The following is an 18,274-nucleotide window of genomic DNA, read 5'->3' as shown; positions in this document are numbered from 1 at the left end:
CGCTATTTTCATAGCGGGCCGTTTCTATTTAAACCGATTTAATCGTCCATGCCTCTGCCGCTGAACAAGCGGTTGATCATCTCCATCGAAAACCCCCGATAGGCGAGGAAACGGCCTTGCTTGGCGCGTTCCTTGGCATCAATCGGCAAGTGTCCGGAGAACTTGCGTTGCCACGTCTCGCGAAGCTGCTCCTGCCAGTCGATACCGCTTTCACGCAGAGCGAGCTCGATATCGGCACGTTGCAAACCCCGTTGGCCCAGCTCTTCACGAATGCGCAAAGGGCCATAGCCGGAACGGGCACGGTAGGAAACAAAGCTTTCAAGGTAACGGGCTTCGGAAAGCAGCCCCTCTTCCGTCAACCGGTCGAGGGCTGTTTCTATCATTTCCGCCTCGGCGCCGCGCTGACGCAGTTTACGCGTCAGTTCGACTCGACCGTGCTCGCGTCGAGCGAGCAGGTCCATGGCGGTTCGCCGCACCGCGACGAGGGTATCGAGTACAGCGGTGGTCATCGCTGCGATCAGATATCAGCGTCAGCCAGGTCGTCTTCGGTCTCTTTGACCGCAGAAGCCTTGGAATCGGCGATCACCGCTGGCGACAGCAGTTTGTCACGCAGCTGCTTCTCGAGCTTGGCAGCGACTTCCGGGTTGTCTGCCAGGAACTTGGCCGAGTTGGCCTTGCCCTGACCGATCTTGGTGCCTTCATAGGCATACCAGGCGCCGGATTTCTCGACGAAACCATGCAGCACGCCCAGGTCGATCATCTCGCCATTGAGGTAGATGCCCTTGCCGTAAAGAATCTGGAACTCAGCCTGACGGAACGGCGAAGCCACCTTGTTCTTCACAACCTTGACGCGGGTTTCGCTGCCGACCACTTCGTCGCCTTCCTTCACCGCGCCGGTACGGCGGATGTCGAGACGGACCGAGGCGTAGAACTTCAGCGCGTTACCACCGGTGGTGGTTTCCGGGCTGCCGAACATCACGCCGATCTTCATGCGGATCTGGTTGATGAAGATCACCAGGCAGTTGGCGTTCTTGATGTTACCGGTGATTTTACGCAGCGCCTGGGACATCAGACGGGCTTGCAGGCCCACGTGCATGTCACCCATTTCGCCTTCGATTTCAGCCTTCGGTACCAGTGCCGCCACCGAGTCGACGATGATCACGTCTACTGCGTTGGAGCGCACCAGCATGTCGGTGATTTCCAGTGCCTGTTCGCCGGTGTCCGGCTGGGACACCAGCAGGTCGTCGACGTTGACGCCCAGCTTGCCGGCGTATTCAGGATCGAGAGCGTGTTCGGCGTCGACGAAAGCGCAGGTCGCGCCGGCTTTTTGAGCCTGGGCGATCACGGACAGTGTCAGTGTGGTTTTACCGGAAGATTCAGGACCGTAGATTTCAACGATACGGCCTTTTGGCAGACCGCCAATGCCGAGTGCGATGTCCAGACCCAGAGAGCCGGTGGAGATAGCCGGGATCGCCTGACGGTCCTGATCGCCCATACGCATTACGGCACCCTTGCCGAATTGACGTTCGATCTGACCCAGGGCCGCAGCCAAGGCTTTCTTCTTGTTGTCGTCCATTAAAGTCCTCACGTAATCAATAAGGCCTGACGGCCAACACCTGTATAAGTAGCCAGTATTATTCCACAGCGTTCGCGGATCGCCTACCCCTGATTTTCGATTTCTCGTGCCGCTAGTCGCAACAGCCCCTCTAGCGCGGCCTTCACCGTTTGTCGGCGGACTTCATCGCGGTTGCCGGGGAAGTGCTGAACCTCACTGGAAACCGCATCGCCCACGCCCCAGGCCAGCCACACCGTGCCCACCGGTTTGTTCGGTGTACCGCCATCGGGCCCCGCCACGCCGCTGACTGCCACGGCAAACCGCGCCAGGCTGTGCTTCTGTGCGCCACGTACCATCGACTCAACGACTTCGCGACTGACTGCGCCCACCGTGCCGAACAATTCGGCGGGTACATTCAATTGCCGGGTCTTCTGCCGGTTGGAGTAGGTCACGTAACCGGCCTCGAACCACGCCGAGCTCCCGGGAATCCGCGTGATCGCTTCGGCAATTCCGCCACCGGTACACGACTCGGCCGTGGTGACGTGGGCGTTGAGCAACTGCAAACGTCGGCCAAGCTCGGCAGCCAGTTGAGTGATCTCTTTCACGGTGCGCTCCGGATCGGGTGGAATGACTACCACCGTACACGACCCGGTTGCGCTTTCAATACACAGACTCATTCAAAATGTTCGGGCGCCAGCGCTCTGACATAGGCCTGACAGGCCTGTAAGGCAATCAGTCCGCGATCGCCGGTGTCGGTGATGGCGATAATTCGTTGAGCATGCGCCGGGTCAAGTCGGGCGCGTACGGCTGCATGATCCACGCCGCCGGGGCCGGTGGCGGCTGGCACCCCGCAGCCTTGGGCAGCGTCGCCGGCGTCGATGAGGACTGACAGGCGCAAATCAGCAGTGGCAAGACGATCGCGCAGGCGATCCTGATCACGTTGGGCATCACTGAGTGCTCGATAGTGGGTTTGTTCACTGGCCGCGAGGCGTTGCTCAAGGGCCAGACGTTTATCCTGCTCGACCTGCTGCGCGCTGGCTGCGGCCACATTCAGCTGATTGAGAGTGTCGGCGTTTAACCGCGCCTGCTCCGCGAGTTGTCGCCCGTAACGCCAGTCCTGAAACTGCCAGGCCAGCGCAGCGCCTCCCAAGGTCAGTAACAAAAAGCCGGTTAAACGCCAGGAGACGGACATAGCACCGCCCTCGCCCGCGTCCAGATGTCGAGCCGATCCTGCAGGCCATTCAACCCGCCGTTGATTCGGCGGGTGATGCTGTTGAACTGATCGCGGTCGGCCAGATCGTTCAGGCCGTTCTGTTCCCAGAACCATGCCGCCGATTCCGCTGCCCATTGCGGTTGCTCAAGCAATTCCGGCAAGGACAGCAGACGTTCATCGCCGAACAGGCCGAGACTGCACTGCCGATAGTTGCTGCGCCCGGTGATCTGGATCAGCCCGCGACCGCGGTATTTCTGCCCGTCGCCGTCGGCCTCGGGCGTGTTGCCCAGACGCAGCGCCAGCGTGCCGGTGTCGTATTTGCTCAGGTACTGGTTGTTGCCCAGTTCGCGCACGTATTGCAACTGGCCCGACTCGTGGCCGATTTGCGCGAGAAACGCGGCGACGCGTTTTGGCGAGTCGATATGGCGGCGAGTCATTGCGTTATTCAGTGCAGAAACAAAAACGCCCGCTTGGGAGCGGGCGTTGGGCATGATGGTTTTAAGGTTGTCTTCAGTTATTTGCATAATGTTTGATCCTCCCTGGATGCTCCGATTGAATCATGGATAAGAGCGAATGCTTGCCAGCCATTTTTTTCCGGAGTTTTCAGGCAATAGTGCCTTTAATCAGTTGCTACTGTTTCATCCTGCAGCAGCCAACCACCCCGGAGCCACCGGTCGGTGCTCGCTGAACGGAAAGAAAGATCCTTGCGGCCAGTCTCGCAGCGCACGACGATAAGCCTGCAATTGAGCGTACTGCTCGGTGGTCAACGTGGTGCCGTCGCCATCCTCAAGTTCATCCCGGTCGCGCGCCACCAACCAGTCAGAGGCGACCAATTGTGCCGTGCGCCAAGAGCGCTCGGCTGCAGCGGCTTCATCCGACGAGGGCGGCGGCGGGTCAACCAGAATCGGAAAACCATTGTCGGCACGCACACCAATCATTTTTGGAGTGACTGCCAGCTGCTGCAGCAGGGAAATCCAATAGCCCTGAGGAATTTCAATAACGTCGTCAGGGATGTCCGACGAGTTGATACCCGGCACATATGCGCTGCACGTGCTGGCGCTGAACAAAACATTGAAAGTGTTCATTTAATAACCCTTTGCAAAATAGTTCACGGACCAACCCACACTCACTTGACCGGCAGAATTACGGATTTTCAGCGTGCAGCCCTGCTGGCTGAACGCGGTCACTGCGACCATCGCCGCGTCGCCCCCCGAATGGGTTGCCACAACTGAGAAGTAGCCTCGCGGAAACGGGATCGGAAATGTCACATACACATTACCGTCAGCATTCGATACTCCCGAGCCCCACTGATCGATATTCCCACTGGCGTGTTTCTGATACCCAGGGTTACTCACAAGCCCGGAGAACAGCGCGGCATATTTCAGGCTTGCCGTTCCATAAACCGTCCAGATGCCGCTCTCTTTGACAAAGTTGGCACTTTCTCCGCTGTTCATCACAATCGAAGTCAAATAGGAGCCTTGTGGACTGATCTGTGCTCCGGCTTTGCTGGCAACGGTGACCGGGGCACTGTTGCGACAGTGCAGGCCAATCGTCGCGCCATCCGGTACTGAGGCTGCGTCAGGTAAGGTAACGGTATAGGCAATTGTTCCTCCCATTCCGATCGTGCAACCGATATCAGCGACCGACAGTTGCGTTGCGGTGGATATTCCACGTGCACTTGCGTAACTGCCCAATGCACGTTGAACAAACTCAGCAGTGGCTACTGACCGACCTTTATCAAACTGGGGGGCGGTCAAAAACAGCGCTGGACTGCGAAGTGCGCCAAGCAGTTGATCATTGGCCGCCTCATCCGGCGTAATACCCGCTGCCTGCACGACACTCAAAATCTCCTGCGTTACTCCATTGCCCCACACGGCGGGAATCAACGAACCCGGCGCTCCGCTTGTAGGGTTTTCATCCACGAACCTGCCGTTGACCAGTCCGATATTGGGCACACTCTTTGGATAATCCATTTTTGTCTCCGGCTATTACTGAGTCGACGCCGAGTCGCGCACACAACCTGTCCTGTCCCTTGAACGCATTTGCAATAAGCAAATTTCATTGGCGACTTGCATACAGTTTCCAGGCCTGACGCACTCGGCTCCTGCACAAAAGCATTCAATCAGGCTGCGGTGGCCAATCGATCGCACGAGGGAAAGTGGGCTGAGTTTCGACCCTGGAAAGCAGTACCCGGTACTTTCTCCAAAGATCCAGTTGTGCCTGAGTCGTTGGCAATTGCGTGACTTCTGCGTCCGTTGCCATGCCCAGTGCCACGGAGTCCTGAAGCGTGTTCACGTCACCCTGCAACTTCGTGATCATCGACGAGGCCAATGCTGAAAGTCCGGAGGATTTCATTCGTACTGCATTTTTCAGTGACTCTTGATCAGGTTCGGCGATGTCGCCGTATTCCAGCGTAATCGCTCGTTCAAACAACTCTCGACCGTGAGGTTCAGGATCTTTCGGGGAAGCCGTAAATGGCACTTCACCCAATGAGTCCCTGGTCTCTTCGAAGGTAACCAACAGGTTTAGCGAGGTATGTTCCACGTCGTTCCAGCAAGGCTGACGTGCACTCAGAATTGTCATCATTTCAATAAACTCTCAGGCATAGAGTGGTGGAGTCCGGACTGGCACCGTCCGCGTTTCGGATAGCGCCCATAATTCGCCAAGTGCCGGCAGGTGCTCCGCCCCAGGCAGTACCGTCGGTGGCCGTGAACCGGCAATTGACACCGGCAGCGAGCCCCCCCGTGCCTGTAGCACCACCACCGCCAACGACCAGCAAGGCATAAGAGCCGACCACCCCGGCCTCTGCGGTCGATTGCGCGGCAACCGCTTTGGGATTACCGATACCATCGGTCCAGATGCTACCCAGATCGGTAGCATCGACCTGTGCGCGCAGAGAAGTACCATCAGCCGCCCAACCAATCATTACCGTATTGGTCGACTGGAAGTTTCCGCCGCCTTGGCGAACCGGCGTAAACCCGAGACGAGGTTGCAGCAGATAAACACCGTTATCGGAAGTCCGCCGCATATAGGGCTGATTCGGGTCGTTACTGGCAAACCCTGCCCAAGTAATGCCATCACTCAGAACTCGAGCATTGACTTGTCCGGTGATCTCGGCACGGGTCATGCCATCTGTGATGCCATAGCCAGCCAGTGTCGAGGCAGTTTTCGCCAGCATCACAACTTCGTTGTTGTTTTTGTTTCGCATATACGGCGAAGCGGAACTACCACCTGCAAAACCGGCCACCGAACACGCATCCGAACCGATCTTGGCGTCCAGCAAGGCATTTGTTGCCCCCTTGCTGTAAACGTCCGACACGTTGGCCTTGGTGCCTGGATCAAAGTTGGCCGAGCACCACAGGTTGCCAAAACTCGTGGCATCTACCTGGATCAGGATGTTCTTGCCATCCCAGCCAATGGAGACCGAATTGCCAAGTTGCCCGGCACCAGTGCCTTGTTTCACAAAGGCACTATTGGCAGCCACTTTGGTATAAGCATCCGCAATTCCGTATCCATCAAGCGTGGTCGGATTAGAGCCGGCAGTCACCTGCCCGCGTGCATTGACCGTGACCTTGCGGTATTCGCCGGATGCAACCCCGGTGTAACCCGCCAGTAATTCAAACGTCAGCGCCGTGGTTCCGACCTTGATTGGACCCGGCGTGGTCAGTTGCCAAAGACGGGACTTGTTCACTACGCCGTCATCGGTCGCAATGATAAAACTGCTGGTCACTTGATAGTCTTGAGCCGCATCCACTGCACGCGACCATGAGCCGACAGCCACCACGTAAACACCATTTTGCGACGCATTGGGCTGATCCTTGACCAGCACTCGATCGGCTACGGCAAGTTGTACTCCGTCGATGTTTTGCAAGCCGCTGAGGGCAATCGCTCCCGTTGTCGCGACCCGCACCGAGTTTTTGAAATCATGCGCAGCAAAACTCTGGATGGCCTCCAGCAACTGCGTTGAAACATCTTCCTGTGGCTCCATCCCCGCCGCTTTGATCACGTTCAGGATCTCTTGCGTAACGGCATTGCCCCAGGTCGCCGGGATCAACGACCCCGGTGTTCCCGCCACCGGGTTTTCGTCCACAAACTGTCCATTCACCAGCCCGACACCGGGGGTGTTTCTTGGGTAATCCATACTTCTAACCTCTATTCATAGTTGATGTGCACGTGGGTATGCGCAGGTGCACTTCGGTGGATAAGGCATTCCAGGGCACTTCCCGGGTTCACGCCAAAGCGCTCGCCCCAGTAACTGGCGCCAAAACGGCGGCCGATGAATTGCCGCCCGCCGGTATTGAGGGTCCACATGAACTGCGCCTGCCAACTGCCAAAGTGCCCGATACCAAAACGTGAGCGCCCCATTCGCGGCGCCCTCAACTCAGTAACACTGGCGTTGGGGTAGCCTTGACTTCGGGCAATTTCAACGAAATAGCCAATGGTCTGGCTGCCGACTGCGAGCAATCGTCGGCGCACGGCCAGACGCCGATCGTCAAACAACGGTTTCTGTCCCAGGCAGGGGTCAGGCAAATTCATTACCCGCTCCCAGTCCGGTACCAGCTCGCTGACTCCGGCAGGATCCATTTCGTTCTGCAGGTCAACGGCGCGGGCGTCCAGGCGTGCCAGCTCCTGAGAAATGCCCTCAAGCACTGCATCCAGTTCTGGTACTCGCTCTGGATCCCAGGCCGGACCACTCGGCATTAAGTTGCGCAACTGGGCCTGATATTGCGCCGGAGTTCTTATGCCTCCCATACGCAGCCCCCGAAGGTCAACAATTGGTTGGCGGTTGGTACGACATTGCCGACGGGAGCAAACAGTTGGTGGTCGTATTCGCCGGTGGCACTGCTGATTGCTTCGCGGATGTGACTTTGCAGCAAGGTTTCGCCCAGACCGGCTTCCCGGTTGTGCAAGTCGCGTAGCTGCGCTTCCACAGCCGCGCGCACGGCGCTGGTATCCGGGTTCAAACGCATTTTGTAGGTGACGGAGACTTGCTCCGGTGCCAGCACGTGCAACTCGGCTGTTACCGGACGCAACGGATCGATATAGGCCTGAACTTCGGCCAGTTGTTCATCCCCGGGAATCGGCTGGGGATCGTCATCGCGCATGATGAACAGGCTGACAATGCCCAAACCACCATCCCCGCCACGACACCAGGCCCGCGTCACACCCGGCACTTCCAGCGCCCAGGTTTCGTAGTCGCTGGCCGAACCGCCGTGGGGGATCACGCGATAAGAGCGGATCACCCGCGAGCGCAACGACTCCAGGCTTTCTCGCGCCACGCCGCCACTGAGGCCGGGCGCGAGCACCACAAAACTGTTGCCGACTACACCGGCGATCGGCTGCACCGGGTTCAGCGCCAGACCGGCGTCGGCATTACCGAGGCTGCCAGCGTCGAGCGCAGCAATCGTGGTGGTGTTGCTGCCATTGACGGTGGTGCGCGCGGCGGTGACTTTGTAGGTACGGCCATCGCTCGCTTGCAGCAGCGTGTCGACATCCAGCACCGCACCGGCGGTCGCGGTAAAACTGACGCTGCCGGTGGCGACTTGCGCCGGTTTGCGTGGCTGGTTCAGGCGCAGCGCGGCGATGCGTTCCAGGGTCGATTCGTCGGCCTTGTCCGGCAGGATCTGCTCGGCGATCCAGTCGAGATAACCGTACAGACCATAAGCCGCGCCACCGAGTGTGCGGGCCAGCACTTGCGCATCGGACTGGCGCAGCGAATCGCCGGCCAGGTCGCTTTGGGTGCGCTTGATCAGCACCGGCAGCGAAGGGGTTTCAAACGGCATAGATCACCTGCCAACTGTTATCGGGGTTGATGTCCAGACGTTCGCCATCGGCCAGGGTCAGGACCGTGCGCAGGTTCAGGCGCTGGGCGTCGAGGCGTTCGCTGATGATGTCGATGGCGCTGCAGTGGCCGTCGTCGATCAGCCATTGCAGGGCTTCGCGGGCATAGAACTCGGCGTCCATCTGGGTCTGTCGGGTGAGCTTGACCCGACGCAACAGCCACAGCCGCGAACCGATGCGATCGTCGGCGACGGTGGGAAAGCTGTCGCCCCACCAGCCGAAGCGCTCCTCGTCGTCGAGGGCGTCGTCATCGGCGGCGCGGCGCCAGGTGAACAGGCTGATGAGCACGGCGCGAGTCAGTGCGGCGTGGAGGTTCTGGCTGACAAGCATTATTTGCCTCCTGCCGGCGCACCGGTCTGGCCGCTACCGGCCTGCACGCCGACGTGCACGTGTTTGATCTGGCTGATGCCGCCGGCGAGTTGGTCGCCGGTGGAAACGATCTTGCCGGTCTGGTTGATCACCGGCGTGTCGAAGTTCACCGCGCTGCTGGCGCGGATGTTCAGGGTGGCGGTTTCGATGTCGATGATCCGCCCGCGCTTGAAGTGAATTTTGTCGCCCTCGTCGGTGTAGATCGCCACTTCGCCAGAGGCCAGCGACTGCAAGCGATAGCGGCGGTCGGCGACCACCAAGGCGATGGCGTGAGACCGGTCACCGCCGAGAAACGTGACGATGCCTTCGGCGCCGGCCAGCGGGTTGCTGGTGAAACCATAGGGTTCGAAGTGCTCCATGTCGTCGTTCACCTCGCCGGCGGTGAGGCGCATTTGCAGCGATTGCAGCTTGGATGCCGAATGGGCGAGCACGACAGTGCCGCGCGCCAGCAGGCGTGTCAGTAGGCTCATGAATTGTCCTCAGGGAGCAGACCCGACACGGACAAAATGTGGGAGCGGGCTTGCTCGCGAAAGCGGTGGGTCAGTCAATGGGATGTTGGACCTGCCGACGCTTTCGCGAGCAAGCCCGCTCCCACAGGGAATGGGTGTCAGGCCTGGTTTTTTTTCGGTGGGATGGGATCAGGATCGAAGGTATGCGGTGGCGCCACTTGCAGCGTGGTCACCGAGCCCTGCGCCGAGAGCGAATACGTGACTTTGGAGATCAGCATGTCGCCGTCAAAGCCGAGTACCGGATCCGTGACCTTCACCAGCGTGTTGTGGCGCCACAGATCGCCATTGGCCTGACGCCAGCCCTGCACCTGATAGGTGGTGGTCTGCGCCCGGCCCATGCGGGTGGCGCTTTCCCATTGGGCGCGTTGCTGGGCCAACTCGAACGTCAGCGCGGTGCCCTCGTTGATGATCGTGGTGCGTCGGCGCTTGAAGCTCAGATCAGCCGCGCTGGATTGAACCTCGCTGACGGCCGCCCCGCTCTTATTGTCCGAGCCTTTCTGCTGACTGATCACTCGGTATTCAGAAAACACCTGGCTCTGATCCATCGGCGCGTTCGCCGACAGAATGTTCTTGCCCAACTCCAGCGCGTCACTGGCCCGACCACCACTACCGGGCTTGGCCAGCACCAGCCGGCCCTGCTCGTCATCGGTGGAAAACACCCGGAACAGCGAGAGCAATCGGTCGATCGACTGGAACACTGTTTCGCCCGGCACGATGGTGTGTTTGGCGAGCCGCGCGGTCTCGGGAATTTCGTTGACCACGTACAGCGAGTATTCCGCCGCCAGAGCCTGGACGATGCTCAGCAGCGGTTGCTCCTGCCATTGGTTCGGCCGGTTGGTGGCTGCGCAATCGACCAGATCCTGAGTCTTGGAACTGCCCTCGATACTCAAGCTGATCTGGCGTCCGTCATAACTGATCGGCGCCTTGAACACGTAGCCGGTGAGCACCAGGTCCTGGCCAATTTTCACTTCGCACGGGTCACCCGGTTTGATCCGTTGATCCACCGTCTGCCCCGGCCACTGCCAGGTGATGTCGAGTTTGAAGGTGCGGAACTGGCGCTCAAGATCGGCGGTGATTTCCACACTTTTCCAGCCACCGTATTCCATGTTGTTGACGGTCAGCGTGACATGGTTATCCATCTCGCTCATGACTCACTCCCTGGACACTTTTACGTCGTTGGGAGAAAAGCCCGGATGGTTCATCGCGTTGCTCTGCGTCACTTGAGTCACCCGTGTGGCATCGGCAAATTGCTTGTAGGCCACCACCAGCGCCGGCAGGCTTTCCTGAAACGATTTGGTGACCTGGCGCACACCGGATGACGCCACTGCCTTGAGATGCGCAATCAGCGCTTCCTTCACATCGTTAATTGCCTGGTGATGTTTGGGATCGGCCTTGTCCAGCATCGGGTCAATTGCCACCCCGACCGCCTTCTGCAGTGCTTTCATTTCTTCGGTCACCGGCACTTCCTGACGAGTCACCGGTTGATCCGCCTGATGCGCCACCGAAGGTGTCGACGACAGCTTCACCGCCGGAGTCGCCACCGGCATCGACGCCACCCATTGCGCGACTTTGACCAGCACCGTGTCCTGCACCAGATCGGCCATGGCTTGCGCCGCCGCGTTGGTGTCCTTACCGGTGGTGATCTTCGGCGCATCTGCCTTGCGGATGGCTTCGAGTTGTTGGGACACGTCGGCAATCACGCCACGGTAGCCCTCCTTCGCGAATGCCTTGAGCTCCTTGATATCGCCGAGCAAGCCCTTGAACTCCGCTGCCACTTCCTTGGGCAACTCCTTGACCGCTTTGACCAGTTCGGTGATCTGCCGATACTGCTCGATCAGCGGTTTGAGCTGCTCTTTGATCACCTCATACACGCCGGTCAGGCTGTTGCGCAGATTGGCAATGCCAATCCGCGCAGCCTTGATCAACGTCATCGCCTGCTCAAAGCGCGCCACCGCCGAACCCAGCAAAGTGTCAGCCTTGGCCAACAGAACTTTTTGCGTACTGACCGTGGCAGTCGGAAACGGCAGCGGCCGGTCCGGGTAAAACTTCAGACTGAACGTCACCAGCCCGCCGTCCTGGCGGGTGTGGGTCATGTCGCATTCGCCGACCTTGACTTGCAGGCGTCCGAGCCACGGGTGCACCAGTTCACCACTGCCCGCCTCCAAGGCCTTCAGCAGCTTGTCGCGCTGCTCCAGGCAATCGGCGCCGATGATGAACGCCGTCAGGTCGTGGGTCTTGGCCTGCTGGCCGAGATCCTCGAAATACGGCAGGTCGCGTTGCGGGTATTCGTGCAACTGACCTTTGCGACCGACCGGGGTTTTCGCCTGATCGATCCAGAATCCGACACCGCGAAACGATGCCGGCAACAAGCGGTCACGCCAGTTCATTGGAACCTCCTGCCGACAGCGAGCGATAGCCGATGCGCGAAGACAGCGCCAGGCCCGGTTGATTGCTTTGTGGTTGATCGGTGCGCAGCCCCGCCGGTGCATTTTCGAAGCGCACGGTCAGGCCGCCTTCGAGTTGCGTACGGTTGTTGGCCGCGCTTTGCTGGATCAGGGCGCTGGAGGTTTGTGGCAGCGAACTGCTTAACTTCGGGGCACCGGCAGGCGCTGCCGGGGCGGTACCGGTGAGGGTTGCAAAGACACCGGAGAAATTGCCACCGAACAGTTCTTTAAGCTGCCCGAAAATCCCTTGCAGGTTTGTCCACATGTCGCTGAACCAGATCAGTACCGGCTGCCATTTCTGCTGGATCGACTCCAGCGGCGACTGGCTGAACAGATCGCCGAAGATGCTCTTCACCACTTGTGCATCCGTGGTCAACGATGCCCACAGACCGGAGAAGTACGCGCTCACGCCATTCCACTTCGCCATGACCGCTTCCACAGGCGCGCTGCCAAACAGGTTTTGAAACTCGTCTTTCAACGGCTGGGCTCCAGCCCTGAGTACGTCCCACAGCGCGAAAAAAACCGGCGCCAAGGGTTGCCATGCCGATTCAATCATCGCCACCGGCGATTGCGTGAAGATCGATTTGACCTGCTCCCACTGCGCCGCGGCGTTATCGGCAACACCGCCAACAAGATTGCCAAACACATTGTTCAGCGAACCCCAGGCGTCAGTAATCGTCTGCACTGGCGACCAACTGAACTTCGCCTTGAGCGCGTCCACACCGGCAGCAGCTTTGGCCTGTGCGCCAGCGAAGAAATCACTGACGACATTGCTCGCGGTTGCAAAAGCCTTGCTCATCACTTCACTCGGCGAGAAATCGAATTTCGCCCTGAGCCTGTCGATACCCGCTTGCGTATCCGCCATGGTGCCAGCGAAGAAATCACTGACAACGCTACTGGCCTTCGCCAACGCCTTGTTCCACACCTCACGCGGTGAGAAATCGAACTTCGCCCTGAGCTTGTCGATCCCTGCTTGTGCATTCGCCATGGTGCTGGCGAAGAAATCACTGACAACGCTGCTGGCTTTCGCCAACGCCTTGTTCCACAGCTCACGCGGCGAGAAATCGAATTTCGCCCTGAGCTTGTCGATCCCTGCTTGTGCATTCGCCATGGTGCTGGCGAAGAAATCACTGACAACGCTGCTGGCTTTCGCCAACGCCTTGTTCCACAGCTCACTCGGCGAGAAGTCGAAAGCCGCCACGAGCTTGTCAGTGCCTGCCTGCGCTTTCGATACCAAGCCGTTGTAAATATTGACGACGCTGTCGACGCCGGCAAAAAATTCCGCGCTGATCTCTCCCCACGTTTTGCTGATCAATGCGCCCATCGATTCGATTGCCTGCGTGGTCGCCGCAACTCCAGCGTTGAATTTCGTCGAAACGTAGTCCCACATCCTGCCGAAGAATCCGGAAATCGACGCCCAGTTATTGGTAATCAACCGTGCGCCAATCACGATGATGGCCACCGCTGCCGCGATAGCCGCCGCAATCAGCCCGATGGGCGAGGTCAGAATCCCCAGCACCGCGACCAGCCCCATCGCCCCGACCGTGACCACCGTAAACGCTACGGCAGCGGCCGCCAGCCCTTCGACCAGATACGGATTGTTGGCGACAAACTGGCCAATCGAAGTCATCACCGGTGTCAGCGCCGTGACGATGCCGTTAACCGCCGGCAACAACGCCTGACCGATTTTCAGCGAGATGTTATCCAGCGCCTTGTTGAATTTTTCCAGGTTGGCCGAGGTTTCCCCCTGGACCACCTTCGGCACTTTAAGGCCCTTGAGTGCCCTGGCTTTCTTCGCCAGCGCATCCTGCGCTTCGATGGCTTTTTTGATGCCGTCCTGAAACGGCTTGAGCAAACCACCTTCGGCAATAAAACCGGCCACGTCCAGCGGCTCGAGGCCGCTGTCTTCCATGCTTTTCTTGAATGCTGCGACCTTGCCGCGCAGCCCCTTCATCTCGGTCTCCATTTTCTCGGCGCCCTTGAGCACCACGAGCATGTTGACCGTGACGGGAAAGTTCTGCGGGATCAGGCTCAAATTTGTATTCGCCATCACTGCACCTGCTGCATCGCATTGATCCGTTGCGCGTGCTCCAGCGATTCGCGGAGCACATCCAGTGGCCTGGCCATCATCTGTTCGGGGTCAACCTTCCAGAACCAGGCCAGGTCATAGGCGACTGCGATCAGGTCGGTGATGGCTCCGACGCCGCACTCATGAAAAAACTCGCAACGGCCCAGCTCAGCGCGTTGAGGTCAGCCAGATCGAGCTGGTTGACCGACGACGGTGGAATACCGGCGCACACGGCGATGTATTTGGCCGCCACGTCCATGTCGAGGCTGACTTCTTCGCTCTTGTCGATCTTGTACGGCAGCGCCTTGATCGCTCGCACTTCCTGCACCGTCGGACGGCGCAGGACGAGTTCGGTCAGAGGCTCGCCGTGAGCTTCGATCGCAACCTGAAGCTTCACGGCGCCGCTCATTGCCAGGTCCCCTTGATGCCTTCGAATTTCAGTTCGATGGTGGCGTCATCGCCTTTGGAAACCGGCTCTTCGACCAGATAGGCACCGGCCAGCACGTAGACTTTGCCGTTGCTGAATTCGCAGGTGACGGTAATGTCGGTGCCTTCGATCAGCTTCTTCAGCGGGAAGTCGGCGGTGTGCAGCGCGGTCACTTTGAACGACGGCGCGACGTCGGTTTCCTTGTAGAAACCCGGTACGACGGTTTCGCGTTTGACGGCCATCAGCGGGGCTTCGCAGCCGCCGTTGATAGTCAGTTGTGCACCGTCGACTTTGACGTAGCAGGTGCCTGCAATCACTTGACCCATGGTGTTACTCCCTTCAAATAAAAAAGCCCACCGGAGTGGGCTGAATGCTTACGGCCAAACGCGGCGATCAGGCCGCGTCGTCGTATTGCAGACGGAATTGGTTGAGCAGTGCGAACACGCGCAGACCGTTGATGTAATCCGGCGGGAACAGCACGTTCACGCGGCTCGGGTCCTGCACGTCGCGCTCGACGATCAGGTGCTCGGCGAACAGCTCGGCGTTCTCCACGTGGCCTTCGAGTTCCAGCTTGGCGTACTGCGCGATCAGCTCGCCGCGAATGGTCGCCGGAGTGACGATCGGCTGGCCGGCGCCGAAACGGGTGCCGTCGGAAGCCAGTTTGTGGCGGCCATACTTGCTGGTGATCACGCTTTGCAGACGACGCACGATGAACGCCGACTGGTGCATGGTTTCGCTGTCCAGATAGGAGTTGTCGGCCTGACCGTAAGCGTTCTTCTGGTAGGTGGTGATCGAACGCTGAATGCGCACGTAACCGCCTTCGTAGTAGGCAGTGGCGATGCCGTAGTTGAGCAGCGACTGCCGCTCGGTCAGGGTGAATCGCTCGCTGGCCGGCGCCGGATCAACACCCGGCAGGCTGCCGCTTTGGGTCGGACGGCTGGCGTCGGCGGAGATGAACACCGCGGTGCGCGCAGCCAGTGCTGCCGCCTGGACCCAGAACGGTTGCGGTACGCCCGGCTCCAGCGCCTGGATGGTCATGTGCTGATCGTTACGTGCCTGGCCAGCAGCAACCAGGGTGCCGACGGTACCGCGCTTGGCGCTGTAGACGTGACCGAACAGTTGCTTGGCCCAGGACCAGCGACCGGTGCTGTCATCCATCACTGCTTGCCAGGTATTGAGGGTCGACAGATCCGACCACGGCAGAGCGATGAACTCGAACGGCTCGTCACCCAGTGCAGCCACGGCTGCGACTTGGTCCGGTACACCGGCGCCGCCGGTCATGGCGGTGATCGCAGTGGTCAGGCCGGCCGGGGTTTCTTCGCCGTTGCTCTTGCCCAGGCGATTGAACTGCAGGCTGATGTCGTTAGCGCTGTCGCCGGTCCATTTGGCGGTCAGAGTGACCACGCCTTCAGCAGCCGCAGCGCTCACCGGCAGATCGGCGGTGGCGTTGATTTTCTGTGCCAGTGCGGTAGCCGCTTGAGCAGCGGTGGCACCGTTGACCACGGTGGCCTGCACACGCACACCAGCGACGTACAGGTTGAGCACGCCAGCCTGAGTCGCAGTGCCAGTCAGGGTCAGCACGCCTTTGGCGATGGCGCCTTCAGTGTTGTGCAGTGGCAGGCACCAGATCTCGCCGATCGGGTCAGCCTTGCGGAAGGTCTCGTACATAGAGGCGAGCATCGAGCCCTGACCGCCGATGCTTTTTGCCAGCGCGACGCTGGAGACCAGCACCAGTTTGCCGACTTCGGTCGGGGCGATGTTGTCGTTGACCTGAGCGACGATCAGACGGCGCATGGCCGAGGTCGCGCTATTGGCGGCCGAGTTGTCCATTTCGGCATAGAACAGCGGTACACGAATGTCCGCGGGGATGTTGCTGAATCCGATCGCCATTATTTGGCTCCCTGTGCTTTGACTTTTACGGTTTTGAGAGTGATATCGCCGTCGGCCAGACGTCGGCGCCACCAGGCGCTGTCCAGCACTTCACGGCCTTCTTTGGGCAGCAGATCGCCCGCTTCCGGGTCAGGCACGGCACGGCCAGCGGCCGGCAGTACGGTGATGCGATTGCTCATGGGGTTACGTCTCCAGAGAAAGTCAGTTCCACGCGCCCGTCAGGGCCCGGGTGTTTCAGATTGGGGTCGGCCGGGTCGATCGCATCGACCCGCACGGTGACCCCGGTAAAGGACGACAAACCGTCCAGTTCACGTTCGTGCCAACTCTCCGCAGGCTGACTCGGCAGATTGCGGCCGAGCTGGAACTCGGTAAAAAAGCACAGCCGATAGAAGGCCCGGCTGCTGTTGATCGAGACCATCTCGCCGCCGTCGTAGACGATGGCGCTGTAGTCATTGCCCGGTTTGAATCCCACCAGCGCGCGCCACAGTTCGGCGCGCAGGTCGTGCAACAGATCCAGCGCTTTTGTGCTGTCGCTGGCGTCGAGCGCCAGGACGATTTCGAAGCGGTCGCGGATCGGTTGCGCGGTGAGGTTTTGTGCGGTGCTGGTGCTGGCGAGATCCGCCAGGGGCAGAACATGGGCCGAGGGTGTCGGCAGATCAGCATTGCCTTGCAGCAACGCCAGATCGACACCCACCGCAATGTGGTTGGCAAGGCTTGGGCATTGCCCACGCAGTTGCGTGAGGATCGGGGTGATCTTCATGGTGGTGTTCCAGAGTTGAAATGAGGTGCAGAAAACACCGCGAATCCACTGTAGGAGTGAGCCCTGCTCGCGATGGCGGTGCCACATCCACAAGCAATGTGCCTGACACACCGCTATCGCGAGCAGGCTCACTCCTACAGGGGGCTCGCGGGCTGTGAGATCAGTCTTTGGACTCGGCTTTGGGATCGAGGCATGCGGCATCGATCACACAGCGATAGCTGTTCTCGCGATTGCCGCTGGCGGTGACTTTTTCGATCGACCAGCGACCGCGCATGAAGTCTGGCCAGGTGTCATCGAGCAGCACAAGGCCTTCGGCGGCCAGCAGTGGATTGCCGGGGCAGGTGACTTTCACCTTGTACTTCTGCCGGAGCATCTTGCGCACTTCGCCCTCGCCGACGGCGATCGCATCGGCTTCGCTGGGTTGTTTCTGGCGGAGGGTCTTGAACGGTGCAAGTCCCGTTTCAACCCAGCGCAACACACCTGCAGCACCATCCCAGAAACAGGTCTTGCAACCCTTGGTCTGCTCGCGGGCAGACTCCTCCAGCGTGGCGCTGACGAACGCGTGATCGCCGGGACGGTTGTTGCTGGTCACCGACAAGGTCACGTCCGCCAGCACCTGGCCCGACAACGATTTGGTCTGGCCGGGACGGGCCAGCACGTACACGTCGTTGTAGGGTTTGGTTACCGCGTTGTACTTTTTCGCCAGGCGCGTCAGAAAGCTCATGTCGGTTTCGTTGGACTGGTCGACGTGCTCGATCCTGATCATCGCCACCTCGGGCGCAACGCGCGGTGAAAAGCCATGGCTCGAAACCAGTTTGCGAAACAGCGCACCCAAGGTGGTCGGGCCATGACTGGCCGTGCGGCGTTGCTTGAAGCCTGTCTCATCATCCTTGCTGAACGGCGCCGCCGTGGCCACCAGCGTCAGGCGGAACGGGAACAGCGTCGGCGTCAGGCGCGTCACTTTGAACTGGCCCTTGTCGACCATTCCCGATTCCAGATAACCGACCTCAAGGCCGATTTTCCCGCCCAGATCCGGCAGCCCTTCGAGGCCTTCAAGATCGATCGTCAACGTCAGCTGATCGGACTCGAAACCGGCTGCATCGATGTGTTCCCAACTGATCAGGCGTTGATTGAGCAGGGCCGAATGGGCCCCGTAAAGTCTTACCGCCGGGGTGAAACCCAGTGCCATGCAACCTCC

At 59.7% G+C, this 18,274-nt stretch carries 22 protein-coding genes; all 22 read right to left on the bottom strand.

Annotated features, from left to right (window positions below):
• Nucleotides 1-38: 38 nt before the first annotated feature.
• The gene (gene recX / locus V3W27_RS08110; RefSeq protein WP_003222270.1) at nucleotides 39-509 is read right to left on the bottom strand and encodes a recombination regulator RecX; all 471 of its coding nucleotides are present in this window, start codon (nucleotides 507-509) and stop codon (nucleotides 39-41) included.
• 8 nt (nucleotides 510-517) lie between these two features.
• Nucleotides 518-1,576 carry a recombinase RecA gene (recA, locus tag V3W27_RS08105; protein WP_003222269.1) on the bottom strand — a complete coding sequence of 353 codons (1,059 nt, stop codon included), beginning with the start codon at nucleotides 1,574-1,576 and terminating at the stop codon, nucleotides 518-520.
• A gap of 83 nt (nucleotides 1,577-1,659) precedes the next feature.
• Complete coding sequence (locus tag V3W27_RS08100; protein ID WP_330206358.1) at nucleotides 1,660-2,160, bottom strand: CinA family protein; 501 nt, start codon at nucleotides 2,158-2,160, stop codon at nucleotides 1,660-1,662.
• 68 nt (nucleotides 2,161-2,228) lie between these two features.
• Nucleotides 2,229-2,747 (bottom strand): lysis system i-spanin subunit Rz, encoded by a 519-nt coding sequence (locus tag V3W27_RS08095; protein ID WP_123587008.1) that lies wholly within the window; start codon nucleotides 2,745-2,747, stop codon nucleotides 2,229-2,231.
• Nucleotides 2,726-3,292 carry a glycoside hydrolase family 19 protein gene (locus tag V3W27_RS08090; RefSeq protein ID WP_330206357.1) on the bottom strand — a complete coding sequence of 189 codons (567 nt, stop codon included), beginning with the start codon at nucleotides 3,290-3,292 and terminating at the stop codon, nucleotides 2,726-2,728. The genes V3W27_RS08095 and V3W27_RS08090 overlap by 22 nt, the downstream gene beginning before the upstream one ends.
• Nucleotides 3,293-3,406: 114 nt before the next feature.
• Nucleotides 3,407-3,853, bottom strand: coding sequence for a phage tail assembly chaperone (locus V3W27_RS08085; protein ID WP_247269377.1), 447 nt, complete (start codon nucleotides 3,851-3,853; stop codon nucleotides 3,407-3,409).
• Nucleotides 3,854-4,741 carry a gp53-like domain-containing protein gene (locus V3W27_RS08080; RefSeq protein WP_123587011.1) on the bottom strand — a complete coding sequence of 296 codons (888 nt, stop codon included), beginning with the start codon at nucleotides 4,739-4,741 and terminating at the stop codon, nucleotides 3,854-3,856.
• Nucleotides 4,742-4,886: 145 nt separating this feature from the next.
• Nucleotides 4,887-5,354: a tail fiber assembly protein gene (locus V3W27_RS08075; protein ID WP_274621276.1), complete on the bottom strand. Its 468-nt coding sequence runs from the start codon at nucleotides 5,352-5,354 to the stop codon at nucleotides 4,887-4,889.
• 1 nt (nucleotide 5,355) lies between these two features.
• On the bottom strand, nucleotides 5,356-6,909 hold the full coding sequence (locus V3W27_RS08070) for a phage tail protein (protein WP_330206356.1): 1,554 nt from the start codon (nucleotides 6,907-6,909) through the stop codon (nucleotides 5,356-5,358).
• Nucleotides 6,910-6,920: 11 nt separating this feature from the next.
• Nucleotides 6,921-7,520, bottom strand: a complete 600-nt coding sequence (locus V3W27_RS08065; RefSeq protein ID WP_330206355.1) for a YmfQ family protein — start codon at nucleotides 7,518-7,520, stop codon at nucleotides 6,921-6,923.
• Nucleotides 7,508-8,551, bottom strand: coding sequence for a baseplate J/gp47 family protein (locus tag V3W27_RS08060; protein WP_123587014.1), 1,044 nt, complete (start codon nucleotides 8,549-8,551; stop codon nucleotides 7,508-7,510). The genes V3W27_RS08065 and V3W27_RS08060 overlap by 13 nt, the downstream gene beginning before the upstream one ends.
• A complete protein-coding gene (locus V3W27_RS08055) occupies nucleotides 8,541-8,939 on the bottom strand; it encodes a phage GP46 family protein (protein WP_007964342.1) in 399 nt (132 codons plus the stop codon). Before V3W27_RS08055 ends, V3W27_RS08060 begins: the two co-directional genes overlap by 11 nt.
• Nucleotides 8,939-9,448: a phage baseplate assembly protein V gene (locus V3W27_RS08050; protein ID WP_027611071.1), complete on the bottom strand. Its 510-nt coding sequence runs from the start codon at nucleotides 9,446-9,448 to the stop codon at nucleotides 8,939-8,941. Before V3W27_RS08050 ends, V3W27_RS08055 begins: the two co-directional genes overlap by 1 nt.
• A gap of 137 nt (nucleotides 9,449-9,585) precedes the next feature.
• Entirely contained in the window at nucleotides 9,586-10,635 is a 1,050-nt protein-coding gene (locus tag V3W27_RS08045) for a phage baseplate assembly protein (protein WP_330206354.1), read from the bottom strand.
• A gap of 3 nt (nucleotides 10,636-10,638) precedes the next feature.
• A complete protein-coding gene (locus V3W27_RS08040) occupies nucleotides 10,639-11,874 on the bottom strand; it encodes a DNA circularization protein (RefSeq protein ID WP_135295075.1) in 1,236 nt (411 codons plus the stop codon).
• Nucleotides 11,861-13,981 (bottom strand): hypothetical protein, encoded by a 2,121-nt coding sequence (locus V3W27_RS08035; RefSeq protein ID WP_330206353.1) that lies wholly within the window; start codon nucleotides 13,979-13,981, stop codon nucleotides 11,861-11,863. Before V3W27_RS08035 ends, V3W27_RS08040 begins: the two co-directional genes overlap by 14 nt.
• Before the next feature lie 130 nt (nucleotides 13,982-14,111).
• The gene (locus V3W27_RS08030; RefSeq protein ID WP_003222226.1) at nucleotides 14,112-14,408 is read right to left on the bottom strand and encodes a phage tail assembly protein; all 297 of its coding nucleotides are present in this window, start codon (nucleotides 14,406-14,408) and stop codon (nucleotides 14,112-14,114) included.
• Nucleotides 14,405-14,752, bottom strand: coding sequence for a phage tail tube protein (locus V3W27_RS08025; RefSeq protein ID WP_007964335.1), 348 nt, complete (start codon nucleotides 14,750-14,752; stop codon nucleotides 14,405-14,407). The genes V3W27_RS08030 and V3W27_RS08025 overlap by 4 nt, the downstream gene beginning before the upstream one ends.
• A 67-nt stretch (nucleotides 14,753-14,819) precedes the next feature.
• Nucleotides 14,820-16,316 carry a phage tail sheath subtilisin-like domain-containing protein gene (locus tag V3W27_RS08020; protein WP_225137729.1) on the bottom strand — a complete coding sequence of 499 codons (1,497 nt, stop codon included), beginning with the start codon at nucleotides 16,314-16,316 and terminating at the stop codon, nucleotides 14,820-14,822.
• Complete coding sequence (locus V3W27_RS08015) at nucleotides 16,316-16,495, bottom strand: DUF2635 domain-containing protein (protein ID WP_027611066.1); 180 nt, start codon at nucleotides 16,493-16,495, stop codon at nucleotides 16,316-16,318. Before V3W27_RS08015 ends, V3W27_RS08020 begins: the two co-directional genes overlap by 1 nt.
• On the bottom strand, nucleotides 16,492-17,076 hold the full coding sequence (locus V3W27_RS08010) for a phage tail terminator protein (RefSeq protein ID WP_330206352.1): 585 nt from the start codon (nucleotides 17,074-17,076) through the stop codon (nucleotides 16,492-16,494). The genes V3W27_RS08015 and V3W27_RS08010 overlap by 4 nt, the downstream gene beginning before the upstream one ends.
• A gap of 160 nt (nucleotides 17,077-17,236) precedes the next feature.
• Complete coding sequence (locus V3W27_RS08005) at nucleotides 17,237-18,265, bottom strand: phage late control D family protein (RefSeq protein ID WP_330206351.1); 1,029 nt, start codon at nucleotides 18,263-18,265, stop codon at nucleotides 17,237-17,239.
• Between the last annotated feature and the right edge of the window lie 9 nt (nucleotides 18,266-18,274).

Source organism: Pseudomonas sp. AM14(2022), from assembly GCF_036346455.1.
Classification (GTDB): Bacteria; Pseudomonadota; Gammaproteobacteria; order Pseudomonadales; family Pseudomonadaceae; genus Aquipseudomonas; species Aquipseudomonas putida_A.
This window is presented reverse-complemented; position numbering and strand designations above follow the sequence as displayed.